This window comes from Bacteroides sp. AM16-24 (assembly GCF_003471885.1).
Taxonomy (GTDB): Bacteria; Bacteroidota; Bacteroidia; order Bacteroidales; family Bacteroidaceae; genus Bacteroides.
Map to the genome: position 1 here is coordinate 57,189 of NZ_QRKI01000019.1, position 16,743 is coordinate 73,931.

Consider the following 16,743-nt stretch of genomic DNA (forward strand, 5'->3'; position numbering starts at 1 on the left):
CTTTAATTATTAATTTTTAATTATCACCGGTGCCTCATGAGCCAGGTTTACATTACCCGTCACAATCACCACGTCTCCTTCATGCACTTCATCCTCCACAATGGTATAATTCTCTGAATTCTCCAATACTGTCTGTACGTAATTCCATTTGGCTTTATTATCTTTCAACGTGAAGACCACTTGCTTACCGGAACGCAGCACCACGGAACTCTTAGGAATGACCAACTGTTCGCCAAGCGAGCGATGCACATTCACCCGAATATTCATGCCATTAAACAGTTTGCCCTGTCCGCTGACAATGGCTTTCACCTTTACCATACCCTTGTCGTCCACCAGGGGATTGATTTCTGAAATACGCCCCTCATATTTTGCAGCAGGATCGGCATAAGGAGTCACAACGACCTTATCTCCACTCTTAATAAGGGGAAGTTCACTCTCCAATACAGTAAAATCCGCTTCCATGCCCTGTGTCCCGATAATGGAACAGAAAGTATCGGAAGTGTTTGCTGCATTGTATGGCTTAGAAAAGAGATTGGCCACCACTCCATCGAAAGGAGCAACCAACGTAGCATGCTCTTCTTCATATTTAGCCAGTTCGTATTGGGAAAGGGTTTGATCATAACCGCTCTTCACTCTTGCCAACTGCATAATATCGTCGGGCACCTTGGCTGTATCATCTGCCGCATAACCCTGACCGATCAATACATCCTGCAATTCTAATTTCGCTTTCTCCAAAGCATCCTTGGTTTGGGCGGTCTTATTCTTCAAACGGAATTTATCCAGTTCCGCCAGTTTTTGTCCTTTATGTACCCGGTCACCGTTTTTCACATAAATCTGTGCCACGATCCCCGAACTTTCAAAACGCAAATCTGCCATTCCTCCAGCTACTACCTTACCGTTGCTTACCAGTTCATGGTTGAAGGTTTGCCGTTTTAAGGTCATCACGGTCACTTCATTTTTCTCATCCGGCAGCACGGTTGCCACTCCTTCGTCAGCAGCTTCTTCTTTTTTTGCACCGGAGCATGCTGCCAGTACAAATAGTGCCAGGCAGAGCAAAAGCCGATAGTTCTGTGTCTTTATCATTCGATATTAGTTTTTCCGTTTACACTTAATGTATGCAAAATTAGTCGTTTTTCGATTATAAGTCATTATAGATATGTGGACAAAAACAGATTGCTTTTAAAGCATTATTTTTCTAATTATCAAAGAAATACATTTTTGCCCACCCCAAAAGGGGTGGACAAGAATACATGCCATTTTTTATTTGGGTACTGTAATAGCTACTATCGGATTAGAATCATCCGTCAATTCTTTCAATACTGAGAGCTTGTCATTTTCCGCAGCTTCGGGATTTTCTTCCAGCCATTCCAGTACAGTTCCGGAGTCTATAATCATTCCATATTCTCCCTTCATACTACATGCTTTAGGACGAAAAGCCATAAATCCGTTCAAGTCATCCGTTATGCCATCTGCTTCGGCATACATACGGGTAGTCTTTGCTTTCCGGTCATAAATGCCATTGAATGTCTTGGGATCTGAATATAGTCCCTGAATACACTGGAAGAAGACATTGTCTTTTGTTTCAAAGATACAGCCTACCAACAAGCGATTTTCGTTATCTTTAGAATCGGTACGCGCCTCTGCTCCCCAATGCCATTTACCGGTAGCGAATGCAATATAAGGAACCAGACCATTCCTCTCCACAGTATAGATCGTATCGTTAAAACTCTCTTTAAACCGTACTTCTCCATCACTCTTCCATAAGAAAGGAATACCTGTAATACTTGCCGAATTTTCCCCATCTTTAAAGTTACTCAAAACAATACCCGCATTGCCTTGCTTGATCACACTGATGCTGGCAATATCCTGCACGCCCTTTTCCGGCAATACCGGAAATAGACTGGGAACCGTATCTACCTGTTCGCCCGCTTCGTTGAAAAACAATAATGAACGGGCATTGTATCCCATAGCCAGATTATTATAATGTCCGATCACCAATGAATCTGTAAAACAAAAATCTCCCGGTGAGGCCGGAGGGGTAGGAATAGTCAGTTTACCGCGATACTTTCCCTGCATATCATACTTTTGCAAGGTAGCAGGGCGACGCATAAAGTAAAGCAGTCCGTCCACATCATTATACGTAGGTGCCGGTCCTGAATATGCTTCCGGATCTTCTCCCACATGACCAACCTTAGTTAAGAACTTGCCTGTTTCCTTATCAAACAAGAAACAGTTTTTTCCTGAGACAACTGCAATCTGTTTATCCAGCAACAGAATATTCGGATTCCCACCTATCAGGCATGAATCAGTGGTTTCCAACAAAACATAACGCACATCGCTTCCCAATTCCGAAAGTTTCAACTCGGCAGGCTTTTCCATAGCACCTGCCACATCAATCGAGCATAATCCATCTGCAGAGGATTGCGGAGTACCGGTACAAGCAGCCATCAGACAAACCAGACCTGTGGCGTATAACCATCCTTTTCTCATAATTCTTAGTGTGTTTTCAGATTCAACATTTATAACATCTCCGCAAATAAACTAATATTTTTAGTTTTAAAACTAAATTTTATCGTTAAAGAACTAAAAAGCCCAATTAAAATAGGGATTCACAAGGAATGGGCACTACTTCTTTATAAAAAACAGAGGCACACACCCCACTGCATAACAAACGATATCCCACCACGAAAATGACGTACCTAATACGACCTTTGCTAACGTACAATCTTGTAATCCCAACACAGTAATAATCTGAAAGTACTGGAACGCTTCAATGCAACAAGCAAACAGGAATATCCATAACGGTAGTCCGCGCAAAGGTTCAGTGATAAATATACGCACAAAACAGTATATCAGTATCACTACCAATACATCACCCATATAGGGACGTATAAAGGCATCGCGGACAAAAAGAGCTATTAGCGTTTCAACAATAAACAGTCCGATAAAACAGATGGCATAAAACCAACGGCTTCCAATAAATGTAGTATTCTTAGTATTCATAAATTCTTTTGTCGTAATAATGCCTGTAAAAATATCATTTATTTTCATACAACTTATATTTTCAGATGAGAAATGTGAATGAAATTCTATAGTATGAACAATATCTGAGACATACTTGCTCCATACATTTCCCACTCAGGGGTACCTCTACATGGAGAAAATACGGTCTTAATATGGAGCAGGTATGTCTCAAGTATAGAGAGGGATAAATGATATACCGGAAAAATAAATCTTCCGGTAAATTCAGAATAACTAAGCAAAATGCTGCAATTGAACGCAAAAATCACAGAAATAGTGATAAGAGTGCTTCTTTTCCATACCTTCACACCCTAAACAAAAACAATAATTTAAAAAGGAAACATTATGGGAACTATCAAAAAAGGCATCCTAGGAGGTGTCTCCGGGAAAGTAGGAACAATAGTAGGTGTTCACTGGAAATCAAACTATTATATACGTGCACATGCTGCCAAAGTCAGCAACCCGCGCACACCCAAACAACAGGAACAACGGGGAAAGTTTGCTACGGCATTCGGTTTTCTGAAGACAATCAAACCTTTCATACGCATCGGTTATAAAGAATTTACAGAAGAAAAATCAGCGTATAACGCCGCTATGTCCTATATGCTGAAGAAGGTAGTGATAAATAGCGAAAAGGAAATTACGATTGACTTCAACCGTGTACTGGTATCTACAGGAAGCCTCATGCCGGTGTTCGAAGGTACGGCTACGGCATCAGAAGGCAAAATGTTTTTTAACTGGAAGGATAATAGCGGCATGGGCAATGCAGAAGACACAGACATAACTATGGTTCTGGCGTACAACAAAGACAAAGGAATGGCTGTCTATGACACCGAAGCCGGTTTTCGCCAGGACGAAACTGCCGAACTAATGATTCCTGATGAATGGCAAGATGATGAACTGATAGCTTATCTCAGTTTTCGTAGTGCTGATGGTAGCAGTGTGGCAAATAGTGTGCGTATGGCAATACGCAAAAGATGAAGCATCAGAAAAATTTTACCTATCAGGAAAACGGGGCCTCAATCCCATACAAAGGAATATTTGTCATCCAATCTTCTTTATGATAGGGAAGCATGGAGGTCCGAACCGCTAATTGGGGCTGATATTTTTCACAAAACAACTTGAAGCTCCGGGCGCGCACATTGTTTTCGGCTTTCACCTCTATAGGAATAACCTCAGCACCACGTTGTATAACAAAGTCAACTTCTGCCGTACTGCGTTCATTGGTCCAATAACCTATATAGTCTTCACTCCGCAGGCGCAATTGCTGCATGACATATTGCTCGGTCAGCGCTCCTTTGAATTCTGTGAATATTCGTTCCTTCTCAATCAAAACACGGACATCCAGAGAAGTCATAGCAGCCAATAAGCCGACATCTAATAAAAACAGTTTGAATACCGGTAAGTCCTGATAAGCGATCAGAGGCATATCCGGTTTAGAGATGCGTTGAGACTTTAAAAAAAGTCCGCAGTTACATAACCACTCTATCGCAAGCTCAAAATCTTTGGCTCGTGCTCCCTCTCGAAGGACACTGTAAACAAATTTCTTGTTTTCTTTTGCCAGTTGAGAGGGAATACTACGCCAAACCATTTGTATACGAGGTACCACCTCAAGAGGTGCGTGTTTGGAAAAGTCGGCTTCGTAAGCATTCAGTATTTCCCGTTGCACCTGGCGCACTTGACTGAAGTCATTGGTCTGGAGGTAAGTTTTCACAACTTCCGGCATACCACCTACATAGAGATAAGTCTTTAAGTATTCCACCAGTTTTTGATGGAAAACAGATATTATCTCCCAATCACCTTTCAACAGAGTTTCAACAAGTTGTCCTTCATTCATCGCACGCAAAAATTCCCTGAATGACAAGGGACGCATATCCAAGAAATTCACTTTACCCACCGGAAAGGATACTTGAGAATGCAGCCCCATACCCAGCAAAGAACCAGCTGCCACAACATGATATTGAGGAGCATCTTCACAGAAGTACTTTAAAGAGGTCAGTCCTCGTTCGGCAGCTTGCACTTCGTCAAAAACGATTAACGTATCTTCAGGCGTTATCCGGGTTTGAGCATATATTTGCAGGGTTTGAATAATGCGATTTATATCAAAGTCCTTCAAAAACATGTCCTGCAAAGTTATTGCATTTTCAAAGTTGACATATACACATTGACGATATTGTGTTCTGCCAAATTCCTTTAACAGCCACGTTTTACCAACCTGACGAGCACCTCGCACGATAAGAGGTTTACGAGTTGACTTATTTTTCCATGCTATCAAATCCTGTAATGTATCTCTATCCATATCATTATCATCTATTTATAGACACAAAGATAGAATATAATAAAGAAAAAGACAATTATATCTTGATAAAAATGTGACCTAAACACACTTTTATCAAGATAAAAAGGTGTGTATTTGACATTTTTATCAAGATAAAAGTGTAATCACAAAGTCTATGCCTTCTACAAACGAATACAAAGCGCTCCCCTCTCTTTCAAAGAAATACAAGGAATAGCCAAACGGGAGCAATCCTCTCTAAGGATGTCACTGCGATAATCAGAAAGGGAAGTATCCAGAATAACAGTCCGGATACGGAACAAGGTAGTTAGTTCTTCGATGCGCCCTTTATAACCTTTAGAAATATACAGATAATCAATAGTTAAAGGACGACTCGAAATTTTATGCCGCCAGCGGGCATCGTGAAGCAAACAAATCCGCTTACCGGCATAAGAAACAATATGGTTATGGAAAGCCAAACCAGAGGTAGCATAATCACCGGTCAATACTTCGGGAGCGGAAAGACGCTGATGATTCCAGTTCGGAGAAAGCGCACGATACAAACGGGATACATCCGGCAAGCTATCGGCACAGGCCAACCAGGACTTTCCATTAGCGGCAAGGCAATGAACAGCAGGACAGTTACGCACGTTATAAAAGGTAATACTGCACTGAGGAACAGACAAACTAACCGAAACTGTATGATAAGTAGTAAGAAGAAGTAAACAACACAAAGAAAAATAGATGCTACGGGAAGTACGAAGAGAAAAACTCCTGAACAGAGACAAAAGAAAAATATAAAACAGCATTATTTCCCAACATTCCGTCCAGAGTCCATCAATGGAAGACACGGGAAATTGTTCTATACGGCGTAGAACATGATTCTGGCTACTTAGTAATATATTGACAACAGATGCAAATCCTTGTTGTAGAAAAGGGAAAGGAGTCAGAATAAGCATAAAAACAGCAGAATATAAAATCAACGTTACCATAGGAATTACCCACAAGTTCGTTAGCAGAAAATGAGTTGAAAAACGGGAGAAATAAAGAATAACCAAAGGAGCCGTACCAATTTGCGCAGCAATAGAAACTGTCAACAGGCCCCAAATGTAACGAGAAATACGATGTCGTACGGAAAGTAAAATATAAAGTTTGGGTTGAATGAGTAAGATAGAAGCTACTGCAACAAAAGATAATTGAAAACCGACATCAAACAGCCAAAGCGGATTATAAAGCAGCATCAGAAAAGCAGTAGCAGCCAGAGTATTCAGTGTTAACGGTTTCTCTGGTTGCAGACTGGATATCGCTAATAAAGAAAACATGATAACAGAACGTACTACAGAAGAAGACAGTCCCGTTAGGAAGGCAAATCCCCATAAAAAAAGAATAATCAGAAAAAGCCCGAAAGGCTTAAAGTAACTCCACCGCTTCCAAATAAGAGACAAAAGAAAAAAGAGTAAAGCATACAAAAAACCGATATGGAGCCCCGAAAGAGCCAGCACATGACTGGCACCTGTTATAGAATAAGTCTCCCGGATGTCTTCACTCAGGTTTTCTTTGTCGCCAACCGTGAGAGCGGAAAGTACAGCCAGATTATCGCCCTGAAAGCCTAAACGACGATAAAGCCCCAACACTTTTTCCTGATAATCCGAAGCTATCTGACGGAGAGTACGAGAAGCATCATGCCCCACTATCCGCCAATGTCCGGCAGGGATATAAGCCGTACCAGTACCACCTTTACGGACAAGATAACGTATATAATCGAATTCATCAGGATTGCCATTATTAACCGGGGGAGTAAGTCGGGTGCGCACCCACAATCTATCTCCCCGGCTCAATGAAGCAGTAGTAGAATCTTTCGGGAAATAGAACAAGAAAGTATGCTCACGATCACTTCTTTGCACAGCCCCTTTTTCCACTCTCCCTTCTAACTGAACCCAACATAAAAGACTTTTTTCCTTCATTTCCGGTTGTTCACTGATAACTGCCTGGTAAACTGCTGCATCACCTGAAAAAGGAAAATCCACACGATGCAAACGCTCCCCTGATATGCCGACACCCAAACCAAAGCAACAAAGAAATACAGAAAGACCATACAACCAATGAATTCGATATTTACCGGAAAGAAAATAAACGAGAAAGAGTAAAAGGAAACCTGTCAAACAAATCCAGACAGGAGAAAACGTGGAAAACAAATAAGATGTCTCTTCGGGAATATTTAAGGAAAGCTCTGCGCGCTGTCGGAAGAAGTATGCATCTCCGCATATAATACCCCCTGTCAACGGCATCAAAAGTCGTAAGAAAGGATGCCGTTGCAGGATGTTGTTTATCAACTGAATGTAAAGTTAGAGTTCTTTTAACGAATGTATCATGCCTTCGGGATCAGGAGCTGCAAATACGGCACTACCTGCAACCAATGCATCTGCACCGGCAGCTATCAAGCGTGCACCTGTCTCCAAATTCACGCCACCATCCACTTCTATCAATGCTTTCGAACCGGTACTGTCTATCAAAGCACGCAATTCCCGTACTTTCTCAACTGTATGTTCGATAAATTTCTGTCCGCCAAAGCCGGGATTTACACTCATCAGCAACACCATATATACATCCTGGATAATATCTTTCAGCATAGCTACAGGAGTAGCAGGATTCAGCGTGACAGCTGGTTGCATACCGGCCTCACGTATTTGTTGCACTACCCGGTGCAGGTGCGGACATGCTTCAAAATGCACGTTCATGGTGTGTGCCCCCAACGCTTTCACTTCATGAATGAATTTCTCGGGTTGTACTATCATCAGATGTACATCCAAAGGCTTCTTTGAAATCTTTGCTACGTACTTCAATACGGGAAAACCGAAAGATATATTGGGAACGAACACACCGTCCATAACATCAATATGTACCCAGTCGGCTTCACTGCGGTTCAGCATTTCCAGGTCCTTTGCCAGATAAGCGAAATCTGCGGACAGGATTGAAGGAGCTATGATTGGTTTCATAATACACTACATTTTACAGATTATATATAGATATAACGTACAAATGTAGACAAAAGATTTCATTCATCCTAATATTATCCCCTGCAAGCCTTGCGGAAGCTGAGTTACAATCCGGTAATTGCGGGCCAGACTACGAAGAAAATCCAAAGTTTTCTCAGAAGGCTGCGGACGTTCACCGGATATTGTACCACCGGATGTACGCGGTTTTACGGATGAAGAAGAAAAGGAAGGAGTAGTTTTTTTATCCATAGGCTCATTGAATTAAAAATTGATAATTAAAAATTAAAAGCTGAAGTCACAGGCTACCCGTCATGAGATAGGAGTTCCTTTATATGATAAGAACGTGAGAGAAAGAAAAATAGTATACGAGAAACTATAAAAAATATGAGTTTTGTAGACAAACCGCCCGAGCATAATGTAAAACCACTATGCCCGGGCAAATCCGTGAGTTAAATTGAATGAAATATTTTAGTTTACGGTCAAGGCTATTCCATATTTCTCCGCCATCCGTCTCAGGTTTAAAATGGCATAACGCATCCGCCCCAAAGAAGTATTGATACTGACTCCCGTCATCTCAGCTATCTCCTTGAAACTGAGGTCTTGATAAAAACGCATATGTACGACCTCACGTTGTTCGTCCGGCAAGTGCTTTATTAAACGACGCACATCTGAAAGAATCTGATGATTTACGATTTCAGATTCAACCGTCCCTTCGGACAAACGGATATTGTTCAGTAAATTCCGTTCTTCTTCATCGCAGGATACCAGATTCTCCTGTTTTTCCTGACGGAAACAGTCAATAATAAGATTATGGGCAATACGGGTCAACCAAGCAGGAAATTTGCCATTTTCATTGTAACGCCCTTGCTGAATAGTGACAATAGCTTTTGTGAAAGTTTCCTGAAATATATCTTCCGCCAGTTCTTCATTACGTACCGTGTAATAGATATACGCATAAAGACGATCCTTATAACGGTTCAACAGGATATCGAATGCCTCGTTATTACCTTGTGCATAAAGGGCTACCAACGTTTCGTCAGTAGCATTTGTTTGCTTTTTCATTACGTGTGTTTTTAGATTTCAGCGTAATGTGTTCCGATAGGCATTCAATGTTTAGTAGTTAATAATGTGCAAAGAAAGGAAAATTTTGGGAAAGGAACAAAAATATAAGCAATAAGTTACAAGCTACGAGCTACAAGCTACAAGTGCTATGCAGAGTGATAGCGTAGCAACTTGTAGCTTGTAACTTGTAGCTCGTAGCTCGTAACTATTTCATTCTGAACTCTTCGGTCAACCGGAAGCCACGCAAAAGTTCATCTGTCTTCAGACGCTTCTTGCCGGGAAGCTGCAAGGCATGTATATCAATAAAGCCGTCTGCCGCAGCCACATGGATATAAGTTTTGCCATCTGTCAGCAAAGTACCGGGAGCTAATTCATGGGACTTTAATATCTTTTTTGTCTCAAATATCTTCACAACTACCGCTTCTCCATCGGATTGAACCAGTTCTGACCAGGCAGCCGGATAAGGAGACAAACCACGGATAAAATCATAAATACGTTTGACTGGTTGATTCCAATCGATGCGGCATGTATCTTTAAAAATCTTCGGTGCCGGTCGCAACTCGCCTACAATCGCCATTTCTTCCTGTGGAATAGGTTTCACAGCATCATTCAATATTGCATCCACCGTTTCAGTTACCAGTTTTCCACCAAGCATCATCAGCTTATCGTGTACAATGCCTACATTATCTGTATCTGCGATAGGAATACGCACTTGCTGAATCACTTCGCCTGTATCAATCTCATGACGCAGGAAAAAAGTCGTGATTCCCGTTTCTGTATCACCATTGATAACTGCCCAATTAATGGGAGCTGCTCCCCGGTATTGGGGCAAAAGAGAAGCATGAAGATTGAAGGTTCCCAAACGTGGCATATTCCATACCACCTCGGGCAGCATACGGAAAGCAACCACTATTTGCAAATCGGCTTTCCACTCACGCAGAGCTTCGACAAAAGCCTCATCTTTCAATTTTTCCGGCTGCAATAAAGGAAGATTCTGTTCCAGTGCATATTGCTTCACAGGAGAGAACTGAAGTTTATGCCCTCTACCCGCCGGTTTATCAGGCATGGTGATGACCCCTACTACATTATATCCACCTTCTACCAAACAACGCAAGGACTCCACTGCAAAATCCGGAGTACCCATGTAAACAATCCGTAAATCTTCTTTCTTCATCATATAAAAACTTTCTAATCTTCAGAGAAATGTACCAATACCTGACGGTATGAGTTGAATATCTTAGACTTGGAGACAAATCCCAAATAGTGTCCTTCTTCATCTACTACAGGAAGGTTCCATGCTTTCGTATCATCAAACGTACGCATCACCTGCTCCATGTTATCCGTATCATACAGACGTGCGGGGATAGCCGTCATCAGTTTTCCTACTGTGAAACGATGATATAGTTCCTGCCTGAACATGATATTTCGGATATCATCTAAAGTGACAATTCCAATCAGTATCCCACTCTTATCCGTTACAGGGAATATATTACGCCGTGAAGCCGAAATAGCCTTCACCAACTCACCCAAATCCATTTCAGGATGAACCACAACAAAATCTTTCTCCACGACATTCTCTACTTTCATCAGGGTAAGTACCGCTTTATCCTTATGATGGGTTAGCAATTCTCCCTTCTTGGCCAAACGCATGGAGTAAATGCTATGAGGTTCGAAAACTATAATCGTCAGATATGAACTGGCAGCTACAATCATCAGTGGCAGGAAAAGGTCATATCCTCCCGTCAGCTCGGCTATCAGGAAGACCCCGGTCAGCGGGGCATGCATGACACCACTCATCACCCCTGCCATACCCATCAAGGCAAAATTCTTTTCAGGTAAATAGTACGAGAAATCAAACTTATTGCTGAAAAAGGCAAAGACGAAGCCTGCAATACAACCCAGATACAAAGAGGGTGCAAAAATACCACCGCAACCTCCACCACCGTTTGTGGCACTGGATGCAAACACCTTAAACAAGATAATCAGCATCAGATAAAGCAGTAACAAATTACCATGTCCATAAAAGAATGAGTTGTTCATGACTGTATCCCAATCCGCATTGGAAGTACCGTTCAGCAATAATTCTATAGTATCGTAACCTTCACCATAGAGTGGTGGAAAGAGAAATATCAGGATACTCAGCATAATACCACCTAAAGCCAGTTTCTGGTAAGGGCCTTTCAGTTTGCCGAAAACGCCTTCTACAGAATTCATGGCACGGGTAAAGTAGAGCGAAACCAATCCGCAGAAAATACCCAGCATGATAACGTAAGGAATGCGCTCCATCTCGAATGCCTGATCAAGGTGAAACTTAAACATTGCTTCTGTTCCGGTGGTGATATAGGAAACGGTAGCAGCCGTCACCGCAGAAATCAGCAAGGGGAGCAGAGAGGTCATAGTCAAGTCTATCATCAGCACTTCCAGCGTAAACACCAATCCTGCAATAGGTGCCTTGAAGATACCGGCAATGGCACCGGCAGCACCACAGCCTACCAAAAGCATCAAAGTGCGATGTTCCATTTTGAAGACACTTCCCAGATTGGAGCCAATGGCAGAGCCTGTCAGTACAATAGGCGCCTCCGCTCCTACCGAACCACCAAAACCAATGGTTATGGAACTGGCAATCACAGACGACCATGTATTATGCCGCTTAATCCGCCCTTGCCGACGGGAAATGGCATAAAGGATTTTTGTAACTCCATGACTGATGTCATCCTTCACGACATAGCGTACAAACAAGCCTGCCAGAAAAATTCCCACTACCGGATAGACTAAATAAAGGTAGTTAGCCTCCGTCGTATTGAAATTATTCGTCAGGAAATTCTGTATCCAGTGTATCAGCATCTTCAATATCAAAGCTGTAATAGCCGTAAAGATACCTACCAGAAAACTGAGTATCAAGATAAACTGTTTTTCCTTTATATTCTTTTCACGCCATAAAAGGAAACGCTGAAACAAACTTCTCTTCTCTTTTTCCATGTGCAGTCCGTTATCTTATTCCCGGATAATTTTTATAACGCCACCTTTATCCAGTTTTATAATGCTGGATGGTTTCGGATGCCCCATTTCTTCCTGTCGATAGCCTACTACATAGTCGACCATAGACTTTAGTTCCTCTGTGATCTCACTATAATTTGCCGGTGAAGGTTGTCCGCTGATATTAGCTGACGTAGAAACAATCGCCTTACGAAACTGTTGACAGAGACGTTTGGAGAACTCTTCATTCGTCACCCGGATACCTACGCTGCCATCTTCGGCAATCAGGTTGGATGCCAGGTTTCGTGCACCGGAATAAATGATTGTCAGCGGTTTGTCTGCCACCTCAATCAAATCCCAAGCTACTTCCGGCACATCCTGCACATAAAAGTCCACCTTTACAGGAGAATCGACCAACACAAGCATCGCTTTACTGTCCGAACGCTGCTTTATCTGATACACTCGCCGCACAGCTTCTTCGTTAGTAGCGTCACAACCTATGCCCCAAATGGTGTCGGTGGGGTACAGAATGACTCCGCCTTCGTTCATCACTTGACAGGCTTTTTTAATATCTTCTATCATTTCTTGGTGTATAAATACAGTGATTAACACGCAAAAGTAGTATTTTTGCACGGATTAATAGAAAAGTTTAAGAGAAAACAATGGAAGAAATTCAATTTAACCACACCCTGCCCATACAACTACGATTTAATGATGTCGATAAGTTCGGCCACGTGAACAATACGGTTTATTTCTCTTTCTATGATTTGGGGAAAACCGAGTACTTTGCTTCCGTATGCCCGGACGTCGATTGGGAGAAAGACGGCATTGTCGTTGTACATATAGAAGCGAACTTCCTTGCACAAATTTATGGTTCGGATCATATCGCTGTACAAACAGCCGTTACTGAAATCGGCACCAAAAGTTTTCACCTCGCACAGCGGGTGATTGATACGGAAACACAGGAGATCAAATGCATCTGTACCTCTGTAATGGTCACTTTTGATTTAGAGAAACATGAATCCAAACCTCTGGAAGAAGAATGGATTCAGGCAATCTGTAAATACGAAGGAAGGGATTTGAGAAAGAAGAGATAAGGATATACTTATCCACACCTCTGCTCCTAACACAGACCGAGTACGGAATGAACGTTTTATTTTCTTCAGTAGGAGAAAAACTTTTGCCCAATAGGAAAAAAATATTTGCCCAATTATGGAACAGCAACAATCATCTTTCAAAGAAAAGGAACGTACAGACCTGCGCGAGCCGCAGCACTTCAAGGTGATCATCTATAACGATGACTTCACCACGATGGAGTTTGTCGTCAAGATACTTACTACCATATTCTTTAAATCGGCAGCAGAAGCAGAAACGCTGATGTTACAGGTACACAAGAGTCAATCGGCAGTGGTAGGCATCTATACATACGACATTGCACAATCGAAGGTACAGAAAGCCACCCGCATGGCACGCGAAGAAAATTTTCCACTACGGCTCACCGTTGCACCGGAAGAAGAATAAGAATTAGGAGAAGATTATGGATATACAAAATACAGTGCATGTGAACAGCGCATTCACCTTTGCACAAAAGAAGGCGATATCGTACCGCCATGAATTTATCACACCTGAACATTTGCTGAGTGCATTTCTGGAACAGAGTCCCTTTACCAGTGCCTTAAATATGTGTTTCTGTGATACCCAAGAGCTGGCTTTCTCTTTAGAGAATTATTTCACGGAAGAACTGGAAAGCGTTCCCGCAGACATGGATTATGAACTGGAAGTTTCAACCCAGCTCAACGAACTGATACAACATGCCTATCTGATGATAGACTATTCAAGTGCTGAAGCATTGAATGTCCCCCATTTAGTGCAAAGCATGCTTCAGCTCAAAGACTCCTGGGCATGCCATATTCTGAAAGAAACTCTTGAAGAAGAGCTACCCGAATTTATCAGCCAACTCATCTCCCGATATGAAGAAGTAGAGGAAGAAGATGACCTGCAAGCCTCTCCACAGGAAAAAAGCGAGCCCTGGCGAAACTTTGTAACCTGTCTGAATGACTGTCTGCAAGACCATAATCCACTCATCGGACGGGAAGCAGAACTGGAACGAACCATCCAGGTGCTCTGTCGCAAAGAGAAAAATAATCCGCTGCATGTAGGCGAACCGGGCGTTGGCAAAACCTCCCTCGCTTACGGACTCGCTGCCCGCATCGAAGCACGTGAGGTCCCCGAACGACTCCTCGACTGCCGTATCTATGAACTGGATTTAGGTACTCTACTGGCAGGTACGCAATACCGGGGTGACTTTGAAAAACGCCTGAAAACCATTATGGAAGGTGTCCGCAATGAAGGACGTGCCATCATCTATATCGACGAGATACACAATCTGATAGGTGCCGGACGTACAGGAGACGGCTCCATGGATGCATCCAATATGCTGAAACCTTATCTGGAAAGCGGAGACATCCGTTTCATCGGTTCTACTACTTACGAGGAATACAACCGTTACTTTGCCCGCAGCAAGGGGTTGGTGCGCCGCTTCCAACAAATAGATATACATGAACCGAGCATTGAGGAAACCATCCATATTGTAGAAGGACTGAAAGAAAAATATGAAGAATTTCATGGAGTAACCTATCAACCTGATGTAATCCCTTACGCCGTCAAAGCAAGTGTCCGCTATATCAGCGACCGCTTTCTGCCCGACAAGGCTATCGACTTGGTGGATGAAGCAGGAGCTTACCGCGAAATTCACCCTATACCTTCCGGAGAGCAAATTGTGGACAAGACATTGATAACCGATGTACTCGCCCGTATCTGTAAAGTAGATGCACTCGCCATGAAAGAAGAAGATACCACCTCACTGGAAACTTTGCATGCACGTATCAGTGCCAAAATTTACGGTCAGGAAGAGGCAGTGCGTCAAGTAGTGGAAGCCGTACAAATGTCCAAAGCCGGACTGCTGGATGAAAACAAACCGCTGGCAAGCCTGCTCTTCGTCGGTCCTACCGGAGTAGGTAAAACCGAAGTAGCCAAAGTGCTGGCCTCCGAACTGGGTATTTCCTTGCAACGTTTCGATATGAGCGAATATACCGAGAAGCATACCGTAGCCAAATTAATCGGTTCACCCGCCGGATATGTAGGTTATGAAGACGGTGGTTTATTAACCGACGCCATCCGCAAAACTCCCAACTGCGTACTGCTGCTTGATGAAATAGAGAAAGCCCATCCCGATGTATTCAACATCCTGCTACAAGTAATGGACTATGCTGTTCTTACGGATAATAAGGGACGAAAAGCCGACTGCCGCCACGTTGTACTTATCATGACTTCAAATGCCGGTGCACAATTTGCCCGTCAGGCATCTATTGGATTCAGCAGTCAGATTACAGCCGGGGAAGCCATGTTGAAACAAGTCAAGAAGACCTTCAAGCCGGAGTTTATCAACCGTCTGTCCGCTACTGTCGTTTTCCACGATATGAATCGGGATATGGCCTCACTTATCCTCAACAAGAAGCTTGGAGAACTGAGCAACAAGCTTGCCACACGTCAGATAGAGATGGAACTGAGTCCGGAAGCCCGCAACTGGTTATTGCAACGTGGATTCCTGCCCGAATATGGCGCCCGCGAAATGGACCGTGTGATAGCTTCGCATCTGAAGCCACTACTGATGCGCGAAATCTTATTCGGTTCCTTAAAGTCCGGTGGTAAAACTTGCATACGGGTAGACAAAGATCAGTTAATCCTGCAACTCTCAAAAAAGTGATACTATGGTCTTTGCACTAACTGACGAAATTACATTTCCCGATCCGCACTACGGCGATCCGGACGGATTACTGGCAGTGGGCGGTGATCTGTCGACCGACCGCCTCATCCTGGCTTACTCCAACGGGATATTCCCCTGGTACACTTTTCAGGAGGGAATGATACAATGGTGGTGCCCGCTGGAACGCTTCGTCATTTTCCCTGACGAAGTCCATATCTCCCACTCCATGCGTACGCTCATGAACAAGGGGAAATACGACGTCACCATCAATCAGGCTTTTGATGAAGTCATCCGTAAGTGCGGAGAACTGAGGATGGATATGGAAGGTGCCTGGCTCGGTCCGGAGATGATAGAGGCTTACACACTTCTGCATGAACAGGGCTTTGCCGCCAGCGTAGAAATATGGGAAGAGGAACAGTTAGTAGGCGGACTCTACGGAGTAACCTTGGGGCGCTGCTTTTTCGGTGAAAGTATGTTTTCACTGGTTCCCAGTGCATCCAAGTTAGCCCTTATCCACTTGGCACAATTCTTCGGAGAGCATGGCGGTGTACTGATAGACTGTCAGTTCGAAACTCCCCATCTGAAATCAATGGGAGGAAGATATATCAGCTACGAAGAATATATGGAGCTTTTGCAATCATAACTAC

The 16,743-nt window shown here is 43.0% G+C and carries 16 protein-coding genes; 5 read left to right on the plus strand and 11 right to left on the minus strand.

Annotated elements, in window-relative coordinates:
* Positions 1-9: 9 nt before the first annotated feature.
* The 3 genes from DW182_RS18420 to DW182_RS18430 all read right to left on the minus strand — a co-directional run bounded on the left by DW182_RS18420 (position 10) and on the right by DW182_RS18430 (position 3,003).
* Positions 10-1,083 (minus strand): efflux RND transporter periplasmic adaptor subunit, encoded by a 1,074-nt coding sequence (locus DW182_RS18420; protein ID WP_044532904.1) that lies wholly within the window; start codon positions 1,081-1,083, stop codon positions 10-12.
* A gap of 177 nt (positions 1,084-1,260) precedes the next feature.
* Complete coding sequence (locus DW182_RS18425; protein ID WP_117693222.1) at positions 1,261-2,490, minus strand: DUF4934 domain-containing protein; 1,230 nt, start codon at positions 2,488-2,490, stop codon at positions 1,261-1,263.
* 135 nt (positions 2,491-2,625) lie between these two features.
* Positions 2,626-3,003, minus strand: coding sequence for a DUF2809 domain-containing protein (locus tag DW182_RS18430; RefSeq protein ID WP_118296482.1), 378 nt, complete (start codon positions 3,001-3,003; stop codon positions 2,626-2,628).
* A 363-nt stretch (positions 3,004-3,366) separates the two neighbouring features.
* Between DW182_RS18430 and DW182_RS18440 the strand changes: the two genes are divergently transcribed.
* Positions 3,367-4,002 (plus strand): DUF6266 family protein, encoded by a 636-nt coding sequence (locus tag DW182_RS18440; protein ID WP_118296451.1) that lies wholly within the window; start codon positions 3,367-3,369, stop codon positions 4,000-4,002.
* A 22-nt stretch (positions 4,003-4,024) separates the two neighbouring features.
* On the opposite strand, the gene DW182_RS18445 is transcribed toward DW182_RS18440, so the two are convergent.
* From DW182_RS18445 to DW182_RS18480, 8 genes are all read right to left on the minus strand, one after another.
* Positions 4,025-5,320, minus strand: a complete 1,296-nt coding sequence (locus DW182_RS18445; protein ID WP_118296452.1) for an ATP-binding protein — start codon at positions 5,318-5,320, stop codon at positions 4,025-4,027.
* Positions 5,321-5,481: 161 nt separating this feature from the next.
* Complete coding sequence (locus tag DW182_RS18450) at positions 5,482-7,584, minus strand: ComEC/Rec2 family competence protein (RefSeq protein WP_118296453.1); 2,103 nt, start codon at positions 7,582-7,584, stop codon at positions 5,482-5,484.
* A gap of 57 nt (positions 7,585-7,641) precedes the next feature.
* Positions 7,642-8,292, minus strand: a complete 651-nt coding sequence (gene rpe, locus DW182_RS18455) for a ribulose-phosphate 3-epimerase (protein ID WP_115503497.1) — start codon at positions 8,290-8,292, stop codon at positions 7,642-7,644.
* A 63-nt stretch (positions 8,293-8,355) separates the two neighbouring features.
* Entirely contained in the window at positions 8,356-8,541 is a 186-nt protein-coding gene (locus DW182_RS18460; RefSeq protein WP_115503496.1) for a hypothetical protein, read from the minus strand.
* Between the two features lie 219 nt (positions 8,542-8,760).
* Positions 8,761-9,354: an RNA polymerase sigma factor gene (locus DW182_RS18465; RefSeq protein WP_007659775.1), complete on the minus strand. Its 594-nt coding sequence runs from the start codon at positions 9,352-9,354 to the stop codon at positions 8,761-8,763.
* A 205-nt stretch (positions 9,355-9,559) separates the two neighbouring features.
* The gene (gene fmt / locus DW182_RS18470; RefSeq protein ID WP_118296454.1) at positions 9,560-10,531 is read right to left on the minus strand and encodes a methionyl-tRNA formyltransferase; all 972 of its coding nucleotides are present in this window, start codon (positions 10,529-10,531) and stop codon (positions 9,560-9,562) included.
* A gap of 11 nt (positions 10,532-10,542) precedes the next feature.
* Positions 10,543-12,333 carry a chloride channel protein gene (locus tag DW182_RS18475; RefSeq protein WP_117706827.1) on the minus strand — a complete coding sequence of 597 codons (1,791 nt, stop codon included), beginning with the start codon at positions 12,331-12,333 and terminating at the stop codon, positions 10,543-10,545.
* 15 nt (positions 12,334-12,348) lie between these two features.
* Positions 12,349-12,912 carry an L-threonylcarbamoyladenylate synthase gene (locus DW182_RS18480; RefSeq protein ID WP_044534865.1) on the minus strand — a complete coding sequence of 188 codons (564 nt, stop codon included), beginning with the start codon at positions 12,910-12,912 and terminating at the stop codon, positions 12,349-12,351.
* 80 nt (positions 12,913-12,992) lie between these two features.
* On the opposite strand from DW182_RS18480, the gene DW182_RS18485 reads away from it, so the two are divergent.
* The 4 genes from DW182_RS18485 (at position 12,993) to aat (ending at position 16,739) form a co-directional block, all read left to right on the plus strand.
* Entirely contained in the window at positions 12,993-13,427 is a 435-nt protein-coding gene (locus DW182_RS18485) for a thioesterase family protein (protein WP_044534862.1), read from the plus strand.
* 115 nt (positions 13,428-13,542) lie between these two features.
* Complete coding sequence (locus DW182_RS18490; protein WP_025725925.1) at positions 13,543-13,851, plus strand: ATP-dependent Clp protease adaptor ClpS; 309 nt, start codon at positions 13,543-13,545, stop codon at positions 13,849-13,851.
* A 16-nt stretch (positions 13,852-13,867) separates the two neighbouring features.
* Positions 13,868-16,096, plus strand: coding sequence for an AAA family ATPase (locus DW182_RS18495; RefSeq protein ID WP_118296455.1), 2,229 nt, complete (start codon positions 13,868-13,870; stop codon positions 16,094-16,096).
* A 4-nt stretch (positions 16,097-16,100) separates the two neighbouring features.
* Positions 16,101-16,739 carry a leucyl/phenylalanyl-tRNA--protein transferase gene (gene aat / locus DW182_RS18500; protein WP_117706821.1) on the plus strand — a complete coding sequence of 213 codons (639 nt, stop codon included), beginning with the start codon at positions 16,101-16,103 and terminating at the stop codon, positions 16,737-16,739.
* Positions 16,740-16,743: the final 4 nt, after the last annotated feature.